The sequence below is a fragment of the Streptomyces graminofaciens genome (assembly GCF_030294945.1).
Taxonomy (GTDB): Bacteria; Actinomycetota; Actinomycetes; order Streptomycetales; family Streptomycetaceae; genus Streptomyces; species Streptomyces graminofaciens.
Genome location: NZ_AP018448.1, coordinates 2068084 through 2088869 on the forward strand (window position 1 = coordinate 2068084; position 20786 = coordinate 2088869).

A 20786-nucleotide genomic window follows, 5' to 3' on the forward strand; every position below is an offset into this window, starting at 1 on the left:
CGGCTTCCGGTGACGGCCTCGGCGAGGTCCGCGAGTTCCTCGGGGCCGGACGCCGGATCCGGCAGGGCGGTGAGGGCCTCAGGGGGCGTGGCCTGGCCGGGGAGGAATCGCGCGTCCGGGATCGACTCGTCCTCGCCCAGGATGAACTCGTCGACCGTCAGCCGGTCCTCACCGACGATCGCGTCCTCGGTGAACTCCGCGCCGAAGACGTTGGTGGCCACGGAGAGGAGTTGGCGTACCCCGTCCTCATCAGTGCCGGAGGCGAGGGTTGCGGACGTGGCGACGGGGGTGATCGAGCCCAGCGGCATGCCAGGCCGGTTGGCATCGACGGCGATGGCGAGACGGCGCAGCAGCATGGCGACGTCGGTGCCCTGCGCGCCGTCGTAGGTGTGGAACTCGTCGACGACCACGTAACGGATGTCGCTGCCGTCCCACAGCGGTGCGTCGGCAGCCCGCTGGAGCAGCAGGTCGAGCATCTTGTAGTTGGTGATCAGGATGTCCGGCGGGGACAGCTGCATGTCCTGGCGGCGGGTGTAGACCCGGTCGTAGTGCGTCGCCGCCTTCTCCCCGATGTATAGGCCGGCGCGGACACCGCTCAACTCGTCGTAATCGGTGAGCAGATCGTTGATCCGGGCCGCCTGGTCGGTGGCCAGGGCGTTCATCGGGTAGAGGAAGACCGCCTTGACCCCGTTGTTCCCGGCCGCGCGTTCGCGGGCGCAGTGATCGAGGACGGGGTACAGGAACGACTCGGTCTTACCGGAGCCCGTGCCCGTGGTGACGAGCGTGGGCTGAGGTGTGTGGCCGTCCTTGGAGGTGAGCCGGGCGAAGGCGCGGGCCTGGTGGGCGTACGGCGTCCAGCCGTCAGTACGGACCCAATCCAGGTGCTGCTGCCAGCCGTCGTTCGCCGGGGTGAAGGGCGTACGCAGACGGAGGTACGGTCCGCGGAACATGCCCGTCGTCTCGTCCCCGAGGAAGGCGTTCAGGGCCTTTCGAGCGCCCTCGTCCGCGAGGCCGTACGTCGTGGACAGGTACTGGAGCAGGCTCTCCTTGAGTCCCTGTGCTTCGAGGGTCGGCCTCACGGGGTCGGGACCTCCATCTTCTCCGGGTCCCACAGACCCTTGGCTACGGCTTCGTCGAGGCGCTGCTTGAAGTAGGCGTGGGCCCGGCGCATTTCGCGTTCGCGGTTCGCCTTGTAGAAGGGGGCGGTGTAGCCGTCGGGAAGTGCGGCGTCAGGGAGTGTGGCTTCGGGGTCGGCCGGGAGCACACCTTCGGGAGAAGGCTCACCGACCGCCTCGCGGTAGGCCTCGAACTGGGTCCAGGTCTCCTTGGTCTGACGTTGGCCGATGGTTCGGGCATTGCTCGCCAGCTTCCACCCCTCGGCGTCGAACCAACTTGCCGCCTCGTACTTCTGGAGCACGGGGAATCGCCCCTTGTACGCGGCGATCAGGGCGTCCGCATCCATACCGAGCCAGACGGCGACCAAGGCGTCGATCTCGACGAGTGCGGCGCGACGGGCGTACTCGGTACGGAGGGGGGTATCCCACTGCCAGGTCGGGGTCACGGAGTGAAGTTCCGTGTTCATGCCTGGCCAGTTGATGGCCCAGGGTGCGTACGCCGACCAGGTGGGGTCGTAGAGGTCCTGCCAGAGATCGGCGTAAGCGGAGGTGAGGCAGTTGAGGCGGAGGGTACGGAGGAGGAGAGCGGGGGCGAGGGGGTGAGCCGGTGCGGGTGCAGGAAGGGCACCCGCACGACCGACGTCGAGATGGCCCGTGCCCGTGATGCGTAGGAGGTAGTCGATCGGCACGGAGGACCACAGTCCCGAAGTGAGCACAGACAGGTGGTTGTTGCGCAAGGCTGCGCTGCGAACCACGTTGGTGTGAGCGGTCCCCGGGGGGACCACGACGGGGTAGAGGCTCCGCTCAGTGTCAGGAGCGATCATTTCCCGCCAAGCCACCCTATAGAACGCGGTATACCGTCTCCGCGCCCGTCCAACGAGTAGCACGTCAACGCTTTCCGGATCGGCATCCTGGGGAGCGTTTCCCATCGCCTCGGCCACCTGAGCTCGCGCACGGGCCACAGCCTTGTCATTCCCGCGAAGGCGTTCGAGCGCCTGGTGGTCGATCCAGCGGTCCTGAGCCTTGAGGTACTCCTGCGCACGGCCCGGCACCCTCACGTACTCCGTGTCCGGTACGAAGTCCGAAGGCAGCGAGACCAGGTCGGCGCCGAAGGGCGCGTTGGAGTTGGCGTCATGCCGCTTGAACACTGGTGTGGCGACACTGATTTGCGTGCCCTTGAGGATCACGTGGCGCCACCGGTCGGGTTCGTACGGCTCGCCCGTCTTCGGGTCCGGCCGGTTGTAGTCGATCAGGCGATCCTTCTTGGCCCCGCTCTCGTGGTAGCCGGGCGTGATCTGCGGCTTGAAAGCTGAAAGACGCAGTGGATAATTCGCCAGGGCCTCAATAGCGGACGCCTCGGCCGTGCTCACGGGAAACAGCAGGCGTGCCTCCTCCACCGGACCCGTGTCACCGAACAGCCGCTTCCAGACCGTGAGCAGTTCCCTGTTGACGCGCACCACGCGCGTCCGGTGTGGGCGCTCGTCGAACTCCCCGTTCTGATAGCGGATTCCCGGGGCCTCTCCCGAACCGTCATGGTTCGCCGACAAGCGCAGGGCATCGGCGGAGACCAGCCAGGAGAGGTGGTCGAAGTCGATCTCCTGAGGGTGACCGTAGACATGCACACCGAAATGTGTGGGGTGGCCCACAGGGGGAGGGAAGAACCGTTGCCCGGCGTTCACAAAATCCCCGTGGATCCGCAACCGCCGATACGCCGCACCCCGCAGCGCACGCTCCTTGTCCCCGGTGAAGTGTGTGTCCGAGTGCAGGAACCCGGTAGTGCCCCGCACAGACGCGTGGTCCCACACCTGGCACATGAAGGCCCGGTAGAGATCGGGCTGAGTTCCTCCCAACAACGGATACACCTGCGGCGCCCCGTAGAACGCGACCTGTCCGGCGTTGTCCGTGATCTCGCCCATCACATAGGTGGCCGCGGCTGGCGCCTTCAGCAGGTCGTCCCGGCGCTTCGCCTTCACCGACGTGGAGACCCGCTCTTCCAGCTCGAACCATGGCTCGCGTTCCGCCAGCACCAGGGACTCGTTCCAGCGCGGCCGCACCCACGGCGGGTTCCCCACCTGAAGGTCAAAGCCTCCCGCCTCACCGGCGAACACTCCAGCGAAATCCAACTCCCAGTGCAGGAAACCCTGTTCCTTCGCGATGTCACGCACGACACGCATCCACGGATAGCGGCTCTCGACCGCCTTTCGGGCATCGTCCATGTCCATCTCGGGCTGGGTCTGGATCAGGTCCTCAAGCTGCTTCAGCTTCTCAAGGGACTCGACGGACGACACGATGGTGCCCTGCTTCAGGTTGCGTCCAAGGAAGTGGTGTACGGGTTCGACCTGATCCGGGGGTTTGCTCCGGCATCGGGATGGTGCCCGCATAGATGAACGGCCACCGGCTGATCTTCGAAGTGTCGAAGCCTCGAAGGAGATCAGCACGATGACCGCACCAGACAGTCTCCCCCTGCACGCCCTCGCGGAAGACAACCTCGCCGCGGCGAGTCCCGATCTGCTGCGCGCGATGGTCAAGACATTCGCCGACGCCCTCATGTCCGCGGAGGCCGATGCCCTCTGCAACGCCGAATACGGGCAGGTCAGCGACGAACGCGTCAACCACCGCAACGGCTACCGCCCACGCGAGTGGGACACCCGCGCAGGGACCGTCGAACTCGCCGTCCCCAAGCTGAGGCAGGGCAGCTACTTCCCGCACTGGCTCCTCGAACGGCGCCGGCGGGCCGAACAGGCCCTCATCTCGGTCGTCGCCACCGCCTACCTGCTCGGCGTCTCCACCCGCAGGGTCGAGAAACTCGCCGAGTCCCTCGGCGTCACCCAGCTGTCGAAGTCCCAGGTCAGCGCGATGGCCAAGCACCTGGACGAGCAGGTCGCCGCGTTCCGCAACCGGCCCCTGGACGCCGGCCCGTATGCGTTCGTCTGGGTCGACGCCCTGACCCAGAAGGTCCGCGAAGGCGGCCGCATCATCAACGTCCACGCGCTGATCGCGGTCGGCGTCAACGCCGACGGACACCGCGAGATCCTCGGCATCGACGTCGCCACCGCCGAGGACGGCGCCGGCTGGCTCGCCTTCCTGCGCTCGCTGACCGCCCGCGGCCTGTCCGGTGTCAAGCTGGTCGTCTCCGACGCCCACACCGGCCTGGTGAACGCCATCGGCGCGGTCCTGCCGGGCGCGTCCTGGCAGCGATGCCGCACCCATTACGCCCGAAATTTGCTGAGCCAGGTCCCCAAGTCGGCCCAGCCGTGGGTGGCCACCCTGCTGCGGACGGTCTTCGAACAGCCCGACACCGACGCCGTGAAGGCCCAGATGCGGCACGTCCTGGACGCTCTGGAAGCCAAGTTCCCCAAAGCAGCAGCCCACTTGGACGCCGCCCAGCACGACCTGCTGGCCTTCACTGCCTTCCCGCGTGAGATCTGGCGGCAGATCTGGTCGAACAATCCGCAAGAACGGCTGAACAAGGAGATCCGCCGCCGCACCGACGTGGTCGGCATCTTCCCCGACCGCACCGCCGTGATCCGGCTCGTCGGCGCGGTCCTGGCCGAGCAGAACGACGAATGGACCGAGGCCCGCCGCTACATGGGCATCGAACTCCTCGCCAAGGCCCGCCTCCACCCGATCGAGTCAGAAAACGACGACACCGTCCTGCCCACCGAACTGACCGCATAGCCTCAAAACGAGATCACCGAGTGGCCGTCAATACACCACTCCGGCGGACGTGACCCTGCTTCACGTCCTTGGTGCCGAGCATGGACTCGAGAAAATCGAGCCAGTCATCGAGGGCAGCCAGCGGCACGATGTCGCGGCGCCGGGTCGGCCCCCCGCGCTTCTTCGCCCCGGCCTCGGTCACTCGCTTCTTCGTGATCTCCCTCTTCTCGACAAGGTCGCCGTCGCCTGAATCGTCACCGAAGGACAGCTGGTCACCTTCGAGGGCGAACAGCAGCCCGTTCTCGACGAAACGCGGTCCGGGTTCGGGATCCTCCTGTGACGTCCCGACCTCGCCGACGACTCCCGCCGACAGCAGAGCGTCCATCGACACGATCGGCGCGGTCTCGTACTCCGCGTCCGTGCCATCCAGCAGCCCGACCTTGTCCAGCGGCCAGAACCACAGCGCGCACCACGCGTCCATGATCTGCTTGAGGCGCCAGTACGGCGACCCCTCCGCCTCGAACAGGTCCTTGAAGACCTGTTCCTTGGTCAGCGGCAGGTCGTTGTCCCCTGCGCTCTCCTTGTCACGGCGCAGGAACGCGTACTCCTCCGCGTCCTCATCCCGGCCCGTGCCCCACACGTCGATGGTGCGGGCGATCTCGCGCTCGCTCAGTTCCATACGCTTGGCGACGAGCTGCCACAGGAACTCGACTCTTCTGGCCGCAGCCTGAAGTCGGGCCAGCTGGCTGCTCTTGCCGCCCGTCGTCCTGGGTTTGGCCTTGATGCTGTTCTTCCACGCCTTCAGCTGCTCGACCTGCGGCCCTGCAAGCTGCTCGGCAAGCTTCTTGGCGTCACCGCTCGCCCCCGCGACTGCACCCCAGCCGGGTGTCGGCAGCAGGAACTGGTGCACGGCGCCGTCCGGCAGCGGCTGCTCCACGCCGCTGCCCTTGTCCCGGAACGGCAACTTCGCTGGCGTCTGTGCGCCGATGGTCCGCTCTTTCTTGATGCGCTCGGCGTCGTATACCCAACGGCGCGCTCCGATCAGGGAGTTGCCGCGTCGCAGATGCAGCCCGAACCACGGTGCCCGCATGCCGGGGTGCATGGTGTTGAGCCACAGTGACACCTCCGCCAGCTCCACGCCCGTCGCGTTGAGGTCGATCCCGTACGCGTTGTGGAGCGCGATGTACGCCTTCACCTTCTGCTTGGCGTCGAGCGTCTTCGACGTGTCCAGAGAGACGCCGAGTTCTGCCTGGCGGCGCTTGAGGTACTCCTCCGCGACCTGGTTGATCGCTTCGTTGAGGAACGCGCCCGACCCCAGAGCTGGTTCGCAGATCGTGTAGCGCAGCAGCTCGCTCGCCCGCGTCTCGTCGGTGATGCGGTGCTTGAGCGCCAGCTCGACCGTCACCTTGGTGAGCGACTCCGGCGTGTAGTAGGACGCCGACGTCTCCCTGTCCCGCCCCGCCAGGCGGTACACGAACGTACCCTCAGAGTATTTCTTCGGGCCGCGCAGGCCGTACTGTTCGGCGTCCTGAGACGAGTACACGACGTGCGTGTTCTCCGGGTAATCCCGCAGCCGGTCGGCGGGGATGAGCCAAGACCCCTTCTCGGGGTCGCCGTACTGCTTGTCGCCCTTCTTCGCGCCGGGCTTGGCGACCTCGGCGAGTTCCTCATCGGCGATGATGCCGGTGTAGGACATCAGCCCCTCGTAGACGGCGCCGAGCTGGTTGATACCAAGGTTGCGGTAGGAGATGAAGCCGCCCTGTCGGCCCTTCTGACCGGCCTCTTTCATGGTCAGCAGACGCAGCACCTGGTGCAGGGCCTCGTTGCGCAGCCGCAGGTCCAGCCAGCGCGGCTGCTCGTCGCCGTCCTCGTCCCAGTGGGGGTGGAGGATGCGCCGGCCGATGAGATTGATCGCCTTCGGGTCGAACAGCTCGCTGCGCAGCGCCTCGAAGCGCAGGCCGCGGCCCTCGCTGCGTTCGTCGACCGGCTTGTGGTCGTCGGCTTCGGTGCCGTGCGGGCGGTGACCGTAGTTGACCTTGTTGAAGAGGACGTCGAGTGAGGAGTAGAGGTGGAGGCCGGTGCGGCTGTCCTCATCGACCAGCTTCCGCTCCCGTGCGACCAGTTCACGCAGCCGGGCGATCGAGTACCCGGTCTGGTACGTCGAGTCGTCGGCAGGGAGGATGCCCAGCTCGGGGCGGGCCTCCGCGTAGAGGAGGAAGAGGATGCGGTAGAGATAGCGCAGCGATTCGCGGGTGAGTTGCTTGGCGAACGGGCCCTTCTTGAGGTCCTCAATCTCCCGCGGCTCGACCTCCGCCTCGCGCAGGCGGGCGAGCACCTCGTTCGCGATGATCTCGACCGAGTGCTGGAGTCCCTTGCGCAGCTCGGAGTTGACACCGACGGCGTTGTCACGGGAGGCCTTGAGCAAGTCGTCGAGGCGTCGGCCCTTGCCGTCGGGGCGGGGCGCGAGCATGTCATGGGAGAAGAGGGCAGCGAGGAGGGCGAGTTCGCCGGCCTTCGCCGTGTCGTTACGGGCGAGGGCCGCGTCCAGGCTGGCGGTGAAATAGCGGCCTTCAGCCCAGGCTCCCCGGTCGGCGAGGATGAGCACGCCGCCGCAGAGCAGCAGGATAAAGCGGGGCGCATCGCCGCCCAGCTCGTGCAGTTCGCTCTGAAAGAGCCAGCCCGCCAGCTTCTCACCGACTTCGAGGAGGCCGTCGGCGGTCTTGAGGGGGTGGAGGAGCTGTCCGGCCTCGTCGGGGTCGAGGGCGTCGTCGAGCTTGGCGGTCCAGCCGCAGTCGACCGCGAGGATGCCGTCTCCGTGCCAGGCGACCTGGAGTTCGTACTCCTTGCCCGCGTTGTGCACAGTGATCGGCTCGGGCCGGTCACCGTAGTAACCGAGGGCCTTGAGGACGGCGGTGTGCCAGGTGGTGAGGTGCTCGGCCCACTCGCCCGTGGGGTCGTCGTAGGTGCTGCCGAGTTCTTCCTGCTGGGCGCGGGAGGCCAGGAAGGGGCGCACGGTGGCCAGGTACTCACCGCGGAGCCGAGGGAGGAGTTCGCGCGGGGTGGGCTGCGGGTCGTGAGGGTCGGTCTCGCGGCTGGTCCACAGGGTGAATAGGCCCTCGTCGCCCGCCTTGCTCTTCTTGAGTGTGTTCTCCAGCTCCTCGCTGAAGTAGTGGGCGGAGAGATACTCGCCGCGGTTGGCGAAGGAGTCGTAGGTGTAGCTCATCGTGCGGACTCCTCGGCGTGTGCGGTAGAGACAGTGGTGGGGTGGAGGGGTTCGAGGACGGCGAGGACCCGCAGCATCGGGTCGCCGTCGGTCCGCAGACGGCGTACGAGGGCGCGGCGGCGCTTGGCTGTGTCGTACACCTGCTTGCGGCGACGCTCCTGGTTGCCGACGGCGATCAGGGCACCTTGCTCCCAGACCTGCACCCGGTCCTCGTACGGCGCCAGGTAGGAGTCGACCTGCTTGTCGTAGTCGGCGCGGCGCTCGCGCAGGTGGGTCTCGGCCGCATCGACGGCCGCGGGGACGAGTTCCTGGAGGAGGTCGCGGTCGACGGGCTGGGCGCGGCCGGGCATGTCAGGGCCCACGCCGCAAGCGGCGAGGAACGCCGAGTCCATGCGCCACACGCGAGGAGTGGCCTCGGCGAGGCCGGTGACGGCCATCCACTCCACGACCGTCGGCTTGCCCGCCTCGTTGGAGTAGACGCCCTGGAGGAGATAAACCGGGCCGGTCAGGGCCGAAGGCAGAGCGGCGTCGATCCGTTCGGCCTTGGCGGCGTCCGGCTGGTAGGCGAGGACGAACGCCTCGTCGTACTTGAGCTTGGCGAGGGCCTTGTCCGTCACCCAATCGAGCACCGGGTGGATGTCGGAAACGTAGGAGACATTGGGCCACTGGGACGTGGGCTCGTCGGTCTTGCCCTGCTTGGCGTTGCGGGCGGCCTCCAGCCGGTCGGCGGCATACTGCTTGTCGAAGGTGATGCGCAGCGTGCCGTCGTACTTGGGTGTCGTGAGGATCTTCTCCTGCTCCAGGTACGACTTCGGCAGCTCCCGGAAGCGGTACTGCAGGTCGTCGGGCGGGGTGAACTCGATGCGGCCGCCTGCCGTCTCGGGCTTCCAGTCGAGGGCCTCGCGCTCGGCCTGCGGGTAGATGAGGTCCACGGCGGTGTGGAAGTACGCCTTGGTGTCGGCGAAGACGTGGGGTACGTCGGCCTCGGGCACCGCGGCCGTGCCGAGAGTGGCCGGAGCGGCCGTCGGGTCGGCGAGCCGGGCGTTGGCGCCGGCGAGGAGCCCCGCGAGGACCCCGCCGGACTCCTGCTGGGACTGCTTGATGGAACGCTCGACGGTGCCGCCCTTGATGAGGTCGCGGGTGAGGCGGTCCTCTTCCTTCTTGTCGTTGTAGAGACCGGTGACGGCCTCGGCGCTGCCCTCGCCGGTCTCGATCTCGTGCGCCTGGGCCTCGCGGCGCAGCAGACGGGTGCCGACCAGCCGGTCGTCGAGCGTGAGCATCTCGCCGCTCTCCTCGTCGCGCCGCCAGGGCACGTCGGCGGTGAGGGTGAGCGCACGGAACTCGGGGCTGACCGCCTGCCCGTAACGGTCGATACGTCCGTTGCGCTGTTCGATACGGATGAGGGACCAGGGCAGGTCGTAGTGGATGAGGTCGTGGCACTGGTGGTGCAGGTTGACGCCCTCGGAGGCGATGTCACCGGTGAACAGCAGCCGCACCGGCTCCTCGCGCCGGCCGAAGCGGTCGACGATCTCCCGCTGTTGCTGGTCGTTCGTGGTGTCGCCGTGCATGACCTCGACGGCGCCGTCGTACGCCTTCCAGGGACGCATCTTGTCGGGCTTGGCCAAGTTCTTCTTCTTGAAGCCAAGCCGGGCAGGGACCTCCTGGGCCAGCCAGTCCAGGGTGTGGACCCGCTCGGAGAAAATCACGACGCGGCGCTCGGAGTGCGGGCCGACACCGAGGTCGTCCTTCAGCGTGCGGACGAGTGCGTCGAGCTTGGCGGAGTCCTGGTCGGTAAAGTCCGCGACCAGCGCCTCCAGCTCCGCGAGGGCTTTGCTCTCGGCGGCGAGAGCGGCGCGCCGCTCGGGGGTGTCCGGCGCGGTCTTGGCCTTGCCCTTCGCCGTGACGCTCTTCGGGTTGTCCAGGTAGGCACGCCGGTTGGCCAGGGATTCACGCAGGGCGACGTGGGAGGAGAGGAACGCCTTCAGGAAGTTGTAGCCAACCAGGGAATCGGCGCAGACCGACGAACGGTTCGGGTCGCCCGGCGTCCATTCGTTCGCGAGCTTCTCCAGGACGGCGACCTCCCTCCGAGTCGCCGGAGCCGGCACCGGCAGGGAGTCGCCGCGTTCGGCCCAGGGCTTGTCCTTGAGGCCGTCGCGTACCTCGCGGTCGGACTTGGTACGCCTGATGTAGAGGTGGTCGAGGTCGGCGACCTTGTAGTTCTTGGGGTCGGCGATCGCCGCCGGGTCGAGCATCCGGATCAGCTCGGCGAAGGATTCGGCGTCGCCGTTGTGCGGAGTGGCGGAGGCCAGGATCAGCGCATCGGTCTGCTCGGCGAGACGGCGGGCGAGGAGGTTGTTGCGGGTGCCCTTGTTCACGAGGTTGTGCGACTCGTCGATGACCACCGCGTCCCAGGTGATGTTCTCCAGGTGATGGGCGTACGTTGCCGACTTGAGGGTGTCGACGGAGACAATGACGCGCTTGAAGTGGGCGAACGGGTTCCGGCCCGCGGGGATCTCCTGCTGAATGCGCTGGATGCCGGTGGAGTCCAGGCGCACCAGCGGCAGAGCGAAGCGGGTCCACAGCTCGCGCTGGAACTGCTCCAGCACATGGGCAGGCGTGACTACGAGAATGCGCTCGCCGCGCCCGCGCCGGATCAGCTCCGAAAGCGTGATGCCGATCTCCAGCGTCTTGCCCAGCCCAACCACGTCAGCGATCAGCAGCCGGGGCTGCGGGTTACGCATGGACAGCGCCAGCTCGGCGGGGCGCAGCTGGTGCTCCTGCCGGTCCATGAGGAAGGAGTCGGCGAGCGCGATGCCGTGCTCGATCTGGGGCAGCGCGGTCTTGCGGATCACCGCCTCCAGGTACAGGCGGGCCTTGGCGTGCCTGGAGGTCTCGTCGGGCACGAGCCTGGTCTTGCGAGGATCGAGTACGTCGATCTGGTCAAGGCCGGAGTAGAACACCGCGTCCGTGCCCCGGACGAACGAGGACACCCCGCTGACCTCGACCATCAGTCCGTCGCGGGACTCGTCGACGGACTTCACGAGCCACTGCTCGTGGCGGATGCGCACCTGGGCGCCGGGAGCGAAGGTCGGCTTCGCACCGGCCGGGTACGCCGACCGCGCCGCATCGGCGTCGCGCGCCTCAGGAACCTCGGGCTGCATCGCCGTAGTCACGTGGTGCTCCTCTTGGACTGTGTACTCGTGATGTGCGGTGTGCTGCTGCCCACCCTTTGTATCGCCCCGAACGGGCCCCGTCGGCGAAAGGTAGGGAAGAGCGGTTCAGCGCTTCGACCAGGCGAGCGCCGGGCCCATCGCGTAGCGCTTCCGCAGCTCGTCGGCGACCCGCCGGGAAGCGGGCGGACGGCCCTTCTTCGGCGCGGGTTCGGCCGGGCGTCCGCTGGGGGATTCCTGCACGGACACGAGCGAGCTTTCGACGTCGCTCTGGACATCGCCCTGGGCCGGAGCGTCTGGGCTGGATTCACCATCGGACGGCAAGGCGGGGACGCTATCCGCCGGGGCCGCCGACTCCTCGCGCAGCTGCCTCTCCAGCGAGTCGAGCCGGTCCAGCATGGGCGTATCAGGCTGAGGCAGCATCATCGTGGGATGGTTCCTTGACGTCGTCTCCTGGATCAGAGCGCGCCGTGCCCGGGCCGGACTCGTGCCCAGCAGACGCATCAGATCGGCACACTGCCGGGTCACCTCCTCCAGGGAGGGGCGGTCCTCCGCCTTGTGCGCCAGCATGGCCGACACGACGGGCGTCACTTCGGCGGGCAGCCCGGACAGGTCAGGGCCGATCTCGGCGTTGACCACCTGCGCGGCCACCGCCTCCCACCGGGCACCGTCGTACGGATAGTGCCCAGTCGCCGCGTACAGAAGCACCGTGCCCAGCCCGTACACATCAGCCGCCTGAGTCACCTCCAGCTCACCCAGAGCCTGCTCAGGCGGCATGCAACGCACGGTGCCGATGACCACGCCGGCCTGCGTGAGCGACCCCTTGGACGCCCCGACGAAAGCGCCCAGACCGAAGTCGATGATCACCGGACCGAAGTCACCGAGGACGACGTTCTGCGCCTTCAGGTCACGGTGCACCAGCCCCGCGGCGTGCACAGCGGCAAGCCCCTCGGCCAACAGCGCGCCAAGACTCGCCACGAGTGGCGTGGACAGCAGGCCTTGATCCTTCACAACATCGGAGAGCGGGCGGCCGGGAACGTAGTCCATGGCCAGCCAGGGCTGCTCAGCGAACGGGTCTGCCTCAATGAAACGGGCCACACGACCCGTACCAGAGATCGTGCGCGCCATCGCCGCCTCGCGTTCGAATCGGGCGCGCGTATGCGGATCCGTGCGGTCGGGCCGGATCACCTTCACGGCGACCGGTTCACCCGCGACCGAGTAGGCGAGGTATACCTCCCCCATCCCGCCCGCGCCGAGCCGCCGCTCGACGAGGTACGACCCGATACGCGACGGTATAGACGCGCCGCTCACCGCACACCCCCTGACTCCCGCAGCGAAAGCACACCCTCGCTCGGGGCATGCCCCCGCTCCGCCGTAGAAGAAGCGAAGCACCAGGGGCATGGACACCGACGAAGACCGCTACAGCCTACTGATCTGCATCCCGCAGGAGAAAGTGATCACATCGGACTGGGACCAGCTCCCAGGATCTAGTCCGAAAGCTGGCCACGGCTGCAGAAAATGTCGCCCCGCTCCGTCCATGTTGCGTCGCAGCGCCAACAGACGGCGGGTGTCTGTCCTGAGAACAGGTCCGGCGGACGAAGCAGCTCAATACCCGCCCGGAATAGTCACGTGCCCGATTTCCATTGCTTCTCCTGTAGAGATCTCGCAGAGGGGGACGCCGGTGACCGACCTGAAGCTGTTCCGGCTGGATGCCGACGGCCAGGACGTCGAGCTGCGTGGCTCCACGGTGACGCTGGAGGTGGAGCTGCAGCGGCGGGTCGAGGCAGGCATGGAGGCCATGCTCGGCATCCGCTTCCTGGCGTCGGAGTACCCGACGGGGCCTTGGCACCGGGGCCGGATCGACTCGCTCGGCTTGGACGAGAACGGCACACCTGCGCTGATCGAGTACAAGAAAGGCGCTGACAGCGGTGTCCTGTCGCAGGCGGTCTCCTACCTGTCGTGGTTGGATTCCGCGCGTCACGAATTCGAGGCACTGGTCAAGGAGAAGCTAGGCTCCGAGGCCGCCGAGTCGATCGACTGGCGGAACCCTCGGATGGTCTGTATCGCCGCTGGCTTCTCGCACCACGACCGAGTCGCGGTGCACCGTCTGCGCGAGCGGGTCGACCTGGTGCGCTACCGCGTCTTCGAGGGTGGGCTGCTGAGCCTGCTGCTGATCGAGTCCACTCCCGGATCCACGAGACCGGTCTCGGATCGTCGCCAGAGCCGCGAGCGGGAGGTCACGGCTGGTGCCGCCAGCGGAGGCGGGAGGACATCCGCTCAGGCAACTGCCACCGCAGGTGCGGTTCCTGGCTGCCTGCAGGACCTGTACGCCGAGCTGGACGAGGCCCTCACCGCCTGGGGCGAGGTCGAGGTGGCTCAGCTTCGGCACTACATCGCCTACCGCCGGATGGTGAACGTCGCCTCCGTCATCTTCCGTCCGAAGCACGAGGCGATCCTGGTCTACCTCAAGGTCGACCCGGACACGGTCAAGCTCGAGGAGGGCTTCTCGCGTGACATGCGCGGTATCGGCCACCTCGGGACCGGCGACCTGGAGGTCCGTATCGCTTCGGCAGCCGACCTGGAGAAGGCGGGACCGCTGATCCAGCGGGCGTTCGAGGCAGCCTGACCTTCGAGGTGGGAACCGTGATGGCCGCTGCGGCGGGACGTTGCTATTTCACACCTCAAGGAGCTCTTCCTCAAGCTGCGCCCAACTCGGCCATGTGCCACCGGTCTCGCGGACGACGGTGAGGAGTCGGCCCTCCAAGTGGACATCCGCCCGTTTCCCCGCCAACTCGATGCCCTCGGGACGTCGGCGGGCACGGCGCTGCCCTGATGGGTACTCGGCCAGGATGCCGATCAGGACGTCGTGACGGGCGGTGCCCAGTTCGTCGGCTGGTGCCCAGGAACCTCGTACAGGTACGCCTGCGAAACTTCCGACAGTCGGGCCGGCCGTCCGGTAGAGCGTATCGAGGACGCCTTCCACTCTCTCGTCCGTGCGGTCCCTGATGGCTACCACGTTGGTACGCGTCCTTCCGCGCCGTGGGACCGAGAGTCGCCCGTCCATACCGTCATCCAGCTCGGATCTCCGCACCCGACGCGGCGGCTCAATCCACCAATCTGGCTCGTACTCCTCCTGGATCGCTCCGAGTTGCAGGCCGTCACCGCCCCACCAACCGGCTTTGGGGATGAAGATGTCAACTCCCACGCCGGTCGCGCCGATCCATACCCAGCTCATGAAGTACGGGTGATCCTTCAAGTCTGCCGACCAGGCGGCGAGTTGAAGGAGCCGCTCCTTTTGGTTCGAATCTGGGCTCTTTGGGAACAGCGTTTTCGCCTCGCGATGACGTCCACGCGCCTCTCCGGCGACGGGCCCGTTCGGCAGGTGGAACAGAAGGTCCGGCCTGACGCCGAATGTCCCGTACTTGGTCTGCAACGGGCCGGGCGGGAGGACATCGAAGCTATGGAGAGTGTCACGCCCAGGCTTCCAGGAGAACAACTTCTCACTCCCGGCTGTCATCACCCCGAGCCCAGCGCACTCGCTGATGAACCGTCGGACGTGCAGCGATGTAGCCAGCAGAGACGAGTAGTCGACCTGAAGAGCCAGACCGCTTGGGGCGGCGAGATAGCTGGTCAGCAACCGGGCCTCGTGCACACGGATGCGGTAGTCGACGACTCGCCGGAAGTCGCAGGCCAACGCGTTGATGTGAACCAGACGAGCGAGATGGACAGGTAGGGCCATCCCCCCAAGCTTCCTCGCGTGAACGCTGGGATCACCGCCCGCCCCCGGAACGATCTCGAACTGCCAGACCCTGGCGCGCACGGTGTTCATGTCGGCAGCTTACGGAGCCGCACCGACAACCGCCCCAACACGGCGACGCGTCCCAGTGCGCCGGGTTCCTGGCATTCCTTCACCGAGCGTCGACGGCTGGTGACGCGGGATGGGTGTCCGTGTGAGGTCTTGGATAGTTGGTGCTGAGTGGCGGCGCCAGGCAGATAGCCTGCTGACCTGAGGATTCTTTAGGTCAGCCCTTGCGGAACGCGTAAGGGACGGCGCTCCGGCAGTGGCCGTTTTAACTGTTCCGCACCACCCTGCACTCCGCTCCCTGCCGCCACCTCCAGCCGGGCGTCAACGGCGGGTGCGTCGGGCTTCTCGGATGCGGTTGATGAGAGCAGCGTCCTTCTGGCACCCGCACCCGGGGGTGGGGAGCCGGTGGTCGATCATCTGGTCGGGCCGGGGGCCGAAGCGGGTGTCGTACTCGATGCGTCGTGGAGGTCCGCTGACCAGGCCCGTGCTGCGTGCGATCCAGGCGCCGACGACTAGGCAGGCGGCCTGCTGGGCTACGAACGCGGCCGAAGGACGGAACCCGTCGTCCGTTCTACCGGTCAGCTCAGCCGAGTTGATCAGTCCGCACACCGGCCGTCCGAGGAACTGGCCAACAAGCGCTCGCTGTTGATTGTCCAGGCATTCCAGGTCCTGTTCGGTCAGCGGCTCCTGCCCGCGGGCGATTCGGGATAGCGGGAGCCCGGTCAGTTCATGCAGTCGTTGCTCCGCGCTCTTCCCGGTGTGGTTGGCCTTGAAGTAGCAGCGTAGGCAGGGGCCGGTGGGCAGTGCCTCGTGCAGGGCGACAGTGGTGCCGACCGGGCCGCCGGTGCTGCCGTCCAGGGTGAGATCGACCTGCAGCCGCTGCAGGTCGTGCCGGGCCTCGACGCTGTCCAGTCCGCCGAGGACGATTCGGGGCCACGGCAGGGTGCCCGTATCGACGGCCTCGATGGAAGCCTGGATCGTCCCGTGGAACGGGGTCACCTCGATCCGCCGTAGGCGTGCGTCGATCAACCGCACCTTCGGCAGGCCCGCAGCCGCGTCGGCCAGGGTACCGATGCTGTACGAGGTGACGTTCGGTTTCTCGAAGACCTCCCTGTCCACCACCGTCAACTCGCCGGAGACCTGCAGCAGGTCCAGGACCAGGGCGATGCCGGTGCCGATCGCACCACCCCCGCCCAGCAGCACCTGCTCCAGCGCGGGCAGCGGGGCGACGACGATCCCGGGCTGCTCACCGGGGAGGACGGGGCAGAAGTCCACCACCGGGGTCACCTGGAACTTCCCCTCCTGCAGCCCGGCAACGACCTTGAACGCCTCGCCGGCCAGCATCGCCGCAGTGAGGACCGCGCCCAGCCCGGTGCCGGGCGCGTTGAGCCGAGGGAAAGGATGACCGGTGTGCCGCAGACGGACCCCGTGCCCGTCCGGCGCACCGGCCACCGCAGTACCCAGCGGTGGTGCGGTTCCTACATGCAGATGCAGCGGCGCCCTGCTCTGGGTCTCGCCGATGCGAAGCGGCCGGTCCGGATCGATCCCGGTCGCCGTTTCCACCAGCCTGCGGATGAGTTCGTCGTCGAGCCGTCCCGGTCCGCGGCCGGGGTCCAGACTCAGCCGGACCGGCCACCGGCGCAGGTCCGCCACCAGTACTTCTAGAGTCTCGGCGGCCGCGGGCAGGTGCGCGTCCCCGGTCAGGTGGATGAGGATGCCCTCCATCCGCTCCCGCAGGGTGGCCTCTTCCACGCCGGCGGCCAGGCCGCCCAGGCGTACGCTGCGGCTGTAGTCAGTACTCACGGACACCCTCCTCGTCGAACACCACCGTGCGCACCAGGGACAGCGCCGGGTCGACAACCGGAGCGGTGCAGGGCACCCAGTCCTGCTCGAAACGCCACCACCCCCACGACGCCGGGTCGGCGGGCGGCGCCGCGTAGGTCGGGACGACAGCACTGACGAACCCCGGCACCCGCAACGAGTACGCGCGGTCGGTCCGCGACAGGAAAGCCCTCTCGGGGTGCGAGTGGATCATCGCCCGCACCCGGTAGGACCGTTCCTCGGCGAAGGTGAACAGCCGGTCGTACGCGACCGCGCTCACCGTGAACAGCCCCGGACCCCGCACGATCCCCGTCGTCCCGGCCACCGCCACGACCAGCACCTGCATGTCCGACCGCCCGGTCAGCAGCAGCGCGCCGGTTTCCTGGTCGGCCAGCCCGTGGCACCGAATCTCCTGGAGCACCGGGTCGACCGCGCCGGCCGGCAGCACCAGCTTTCTCATGTCGGCGGTCATCCGGCACGCCTCCCGTCAACGCGATCGATGTCGTCCTGCACGTTCTCCACCACGTACAGGAAGGGATTGCCGGTGCTCCGCCAGGAGTGCGGCCCGCTGCTCCACTCGGCGTGGAGCCTCTGGCCTTCGGCGGTGAACGGCTTACACACGTCGTTGGAGCCGTAGCGGTAGCCATCCGCTCCCGGCCAGGCACTGGGCGCTCCGACTCCGGAGACGCCGATCGACTCGACGAAGACAAGGGAGGGCGGCCGGTCCGGGTAGACCGTCCACTCGATCCGGGCGATGAACGCTGCGCGCTCACCGTTGTTCGGTTGCACCTCGGCCCAGTACAAGCCGTCGGGGTCCTGGTCGCGGTGGTGGAGGCGGCCGGCGGTCGAGGAGAGGAACTCCTCGACCGCCGGGACGTCGCCCGCCAGCCGCAGACGGCTCTCGAGATCCACGACTGACTCCCCGGCTCTAGCCGTTGGTGGTCTCGGTGCGCAGCTTCAGGTGCAGGGCCTTGGCGTGCCCGGCCAGCTCGCCCACCGTCGCCTCGGGCGGGACCTCGTGCCCGTCGAAGAACAGGTAGTAGCGGGTGGTGCCGTCGCTGGCGAAGCCGAAGGCGGTGAGGGCGTCGGACAGGACGCTCATGGCGGTCACCTGCGGGGCGTAGTCGCGCTGGTACGGGTGCCCGGCGAGGGCGGAGGTCACCGTGATCTTGATCTCGTGGGGCTGGGGCATACCGATCTCCTAAGGCGTTCGGGGGTGGTACAGGAGCACCCTACTGATTCAGCAAAGTGTCAGTGAGTCCAGTGTGATCACCTAGGATCGATGCAGTCAAGCTTCATCGCCGTATTGCTGCGCGCTACGCTGCCCGTATGAGCCCCGACCGGAGCCAGCTCCCCCTCCCGGACCCCGAAACGACCGGACCGGACGCTGTCGAACAGTTCGACATCGCCGAACTCGGACGCCTCCTGAAGGAACACCGCGGCCCCCTCTCCCTCCGGCAGGCCGCCGCCGAAGCGGGTGTCAGCTTCAGCACCCTCACCCGGGTCGAAGCCGGCGCCCAGCCCGACCTCGCCACATTCACCCGCCTCTGCGCCTGGCTCGGCGTCTCCCCGAGCCGCTTCTTCACCCCGACCGCCACCCGCCAGGTGTCGCCCCTCGACCAGGCCATCACCCACCTCCACGCAGACCCTCGGCTCACCGACGACGCGGCGAACAAGATCAGCTCTGTTCTGCGCGACCTCTACGACGCCCTCGCGAAGGAGGCGGTCCCCGCCGTACCCGCCCTTGCCTGCCACCTCCGGGCTGCCTCGGTGCTGCGTCCTGGCGTCCCCCAGCGGCTCGCCGACCTGCTCACCGACATGAACACCGAACTCGAACGACTCGTCGAAGCAGGCGAACTGTGACCCTCCCCCGAGGCTTCAAGGCCAACGCCGAACGAGAAGCCCTCCGACTGCGCCGCGAACTCGATCTCAGCGACACCGATGCTCTGAACGTCGACGACCTCGCCGACCACCTCAAGGTCAAGATCGTCAGCGCCGAGAAGCTCGTCAGCCACACCCGGCTCGAAGAACTCGAACGGGTTCAGGCGTACGCGTTCTCCGCCGCGACCTTCCAGGTCTCCGGCAGGAACATCGTCGTCACCAACCCGCTCCGAACCCCGGGTCGCAGGGCCAGCGACGTGGCCCACGAGCTCTCCCACCTCGTCCTGAAGCATGACCTCACCGAGATCCGCGAAGTCAATGGCATGCCCTTCAGGACCTGCCGCCCCGACGAGGAAGAACAAGCCACTGCTTTTGGCGGAACACTCATGCTTCCCCGCCCCCTGCTGCTCGGCGCAGTCCGCCGCCAGTGGGGGCCGGCGCAGATCGCCGAGCACTACGGAGTGACCGAGGAGATGGCCCGGTACCGGTACAACACCACTGGGGTGGCCAAACAGGTCCGAGGCCGCTGACGGCGCCGGAGACAGGCGATGTCGGTCTGCCAATTACCGCCGGGACGTGGAGCGGGAGCGGGCAAGTACTTCGGTTGGCGGGCTCTGTGGCGCATGCCGGGCTGCCGCCAGCGATGAACAACGCGCGTACGAGCGGTGTGACGGTACGTCAACGCTCAGCGGGCGCCAGGCGGTCCCATCGGGCAGCTGCTCAAGGAGGATCGTTCTGCTGACGTGCGACAGCAGAACGATCAGCAACGTCCGACCTACTCCCGTGAGAGCGATGCTCATGCGTTCACCGTTGCCCGCGGGGCCAGCCCCGGCACCGTGGAGGCAGCTGTGCGGGCGGTGCGCTGAGTGTCAGAGCGGATGCTCAAGCGACGGGAAGGACCCCTTGCTGACCTGCAGCGATCTGCTGAGCGCTTCCAGATCGGGGCCAAGCGTTTCAGATCAGGTCCACGAACCCTCGGTCACCTGCGGCGATGGGGTTCTCTCAAAGCCCCGGTGACGCGGGTTTCACGTGCCACCAGCCACTCGCTCTGTATCTGCGGGCCAGCCGTTCTCCGTTCCTAGTCTTTATTCCTCTGGCCCCGCCAAGACGAAGTCCTCACGAGTGAGGTGCTGTTGCGCTGCCTGCAGCAGTCGCTCATTGGCGACGTCGGCGTAGTGCGAGGAGAGCTCGACCCCGACGAACTGCCGGCCCTCGCGGAGGGCGGCAACGCCCGTTGAGCCGCTGCCGGTGAAGGGATCGAGGACGGTGCCGCCTTCGGGGCAGATCTGCACGAGCTGCTGCATGATCTCGACCGGCTTCTGGGTGATGTGGACACGGTCCTTGCGGGGCTGGGAGGCGATGAAGTGGCCGGGCAGGTAGAGGTCCCGGTCCTTTTCGAGGCTGCCCTTGACGCCCCAGACGATGAACTCGGCCGACTGCTTGAACCCGCCCTTGCGGGGCCGGCTGGCGGGCTTGATCCAGGGGATCGTTCCGCTCCAGGTCCAGCCCGCCATCTGCAGGGCGTCGGACGTGGTGGGTTCCTGGCGCCAGTCGGAGAAGACCATGGCGACGGAGTGCTCGGTCGCGGCCCGGTACGCCTCGGTGAGCAGTGCGGTCAGCCAGCTTCGATAGCTCCGCTGGTCGCGGTTCTCGCCGGGGAAGTTCTGCAGGTCGTGCGCCGATCCGGCCGTGACGTACTTGGCGCGGGCGGTGCGGCCGGTGCGGTCCGAGCTGGTGCGTCCGCCGGAGTTGTACGGGGGATCGGTGATGACGGCGTTGACGCTCTCGTCCGGGAGGGTCTTCAGCACGGTGAGGGCGTCGCCTCGGTGCAGCGTGTAGCTCATGTGCGGGGCCTCTTTCAGGGCACGACGGGACTGGGACCAGCTCCGGAATGCGGTCAACAGCATGCGGTCGGAGCGGGGTTGCGCCGGAGGTTAGCCACGATTTCCGGCCGCACCTAACGAGCCTGTGCCGTGGTTCGGGCCCGGTTCGCCAGTCGTTTGGTGCGGCCGGAATCCCGGTCTACTGTCTCGCCACGTCACCGAGGCGGAGTTTGGCTCCACCCCTGCTGACCTGTGTTGATCCGCGTTTCCGCGTCCAAGAATGCGGGCCGG

The 20786-nt window shown here is 67.6% G+C and carries 14 protein-coding genes and 1 pseudogene; 4 read left to right on the plus strand and 11 right to left on the minus strand.

Annotated elements, in window-relative coordinates; translation table 11 throughout:
- Positions 1–269 precede the first annotated feature (269 nt).
- Together SGFS_RS51790 and SGFS_RS08960 are read right to left on the minus strand one after the other, a co-directional pair.
- Positions 270–950, minus strand: a pseudogene (locus tag SGFS_RS51790) (DEAD/DEAH box helicase); the annotation flags it as partial.
- 125 nt (positions 951–1075) lie between these two features.
- Positions 1076–3553, minus strand: coding sequence for a hypothetical protein (locus SGFS_RS08960; RefSeq protein ID WP_286249236.1), 2478 nt, complete (start codon positions 3551–3553; stop codon positions 1076–1078).
- A gap of 1 nt (position 3554) precedes the next feature.
- Between SGFS_RS08960 and SGFS_RS08965 the strand changes: the two genes are divergently transcribed.
- Positions 3555–4793, plus strand: a complete 1239-nt coding sequence (locus SGFS_RS08965) for an IS256 family transposase (RefSeq protein ID WP_286249238.1) — start codon at positions 3555–3557, stop codon at positions 4791–4793.
- A gap of 13 nt (positions 4794–4806) precedes the next feature.
- On the opposite strand, the gene SGFS_RS08970 is transcribed toward SGFS_RS08965, so the two are convergent.
- From SGFS_RS08970 to SGFS_RS08980, 3 genes are all read right to left on the minus strand, one after another.
- The gene (locus SGFS_RS08970) at positions 4807–7995 is read right to left on the minus strand and encodes a hypothetical protein (RefSeq protein WP_286249240.1); all 3189 of its coding nucleotides are present in this window, start codon (positions 7993–7995) and stop codon (positions 4807–4809) included.
- On the minus strand, positions 7992–11168 hold the full coding sequence (locus tag SGFS_RS08975) for a DEAD/DEAH box helicase (protein ID WP_286249243.1): 3177 nt from the start codon (positions 11166–11168) through the stop codon (positions 7992–7994). Before SGFS_RS08975 ends, SGFS_RS08970 begins: the two co-directional genes overlap by 4 nt.
- A gap of 105 nt (positions 11169–11273) precedes the next feature.
- A complete protein-coding gene (locus SGFS_RS08980; protein ID WP_286249245.1) occupies positions 11274–12476 on the minus strand; it encodes a serine/threonine-protein kinase in 1203 nt (400 codons plus the stop codon).
- Positions 12477–12846: 370 nt separating this feature from the next.
- Here SGFS_RS08980 and SGFS_RS08985 point away from each other — a divergent pair, with 370 nt between their 5' ends.
- A complete protein-coding gene (locus tag SGFS_RS08985; protein ID WP_286249247.1) occupies positions 12847–13791 on the plus strand; it encodes a DUF5655 domain-containing protein in 945 nt (314 codons plus the stop codon).
- A gap of 48 nt (positions 13792–13839) precedes the next feature.
- On the opposite strand, the gene SGFS_RS08990 is transcribed toward SGFS_RS08985, so the two are convergent.
- The 5 genes from SGFS_RS08990 to SGFS_RS09010 all read right to left on the minus strand — a co-directional run bounded on the left by SGFS_RS08990 (position 13840) and on the right by SGFS_RS09010 (position 17983).
- Positions 13840–14994: a hypothetical protein gene (locus SGFS_RS08990; protein ID WP_046913961.1), complete on the minus strand. Its 1155-nt coding sequence runs from the start codon at positions 14992–14994 to the stop codon at positions 13840–13842.
- 297 nt (positions 14995–15291) lie between these two features.
- Positions 15292–16773, minus strand: a complete 1482-nt coding sequence (locus SGFS_RS08995) for a ThiF family adenylyltransferase (RefSeq protein WP_286249253.1) — start codon at positions 16771–16773, stop codon at positions 15292–15294.
- Positions 16763–17263 carry a hypothetical protein gene (locus tag SGFS_RS09000; RefSeq protein WP_286249255.1) on the minus strand — a complete coding sequence of 167 codons (501 nt, stop codon included), beginning with the start codon at positions 17261–17263 and terminating at the stop codon, positions 16763–16765. The genes SGFS_RS08995 and SGFS_RS09000 overlap by 11 nt, the downstream gene beginning before the upstream one ends.
- Entirely contained in the window at positions 17260–17703 is a 444-nt protein-coding gene (locus tag SGFS_RS09005) for a hypothetical protein (RefSeq protein ID WP_046913958.1), read from the minus strand. The genes SGFS_RS09000 and SGFS_RS09005 overlap by 4 nt, the downstream gene beginning before the upstream one ends.
- 16 nt (positions 17704–17719) lie before the next feature.
- Positions 17720–17983, minus strand: a complete 264-nt coding sequence (locus SGFS_RS09010; protein WP_286249258.1) for a hypothetical protein — start codon at positions 17981–17983, stop codon at positions 17720–17722.
- 137 nt (positions 17984–18120) lie between these two features.
- Between SGFS_RS09010 and SGFS_RS09015 the strand changes: the two genes are divergently transcribed.
- Both SGFS_RS09015 and SGFS_RS09020 read left to right on the plus strand, forming a co-directional pair.
- Positions 18121–18654: a helix-turn-helix domain-containing protein gene (locus SGFS_RS09015; protein WP_107443189.1), complete on the plus strand. Its 534-nt coding sequence runs from the start codon at positions 18121–18123 to the stop codon at positions 18652–18654.
- Positions 18651–19202, plus strand: coding sequence for an ImmA/IrrE family metallo-endopeptidase (locus SGFS_RS09020; protein WP_159083194.1), 552 nt, complete (start codon positions 18651–18653; stop codon positions 19200–19202). The genes SGFS_RS09015 and SGFS_RS09020 overlap by 4 nt, the downstream gene beginning before the upstream one ends.
- A gap of 555 nt (positions 19203–19757) precedes the next feature.
- Here the strand turns inward: SGFS_RS09020 and SGFS_RS09025 are convergent.
- Positions 19758–20516 carry a DNA-methyltransferase gene (locus SGFS_RS09025; protein ID WP_097250330.1) on the minus strand — a complete coding sequence of 253 codons (759 nt, stop codon included), beginning with the start codon at positions 20514–20516 and terminating at the stop codon, positions 19758–19760.
- Between the last annotated feature and the right edge of the window lie 270 nt (positions 20517–20786).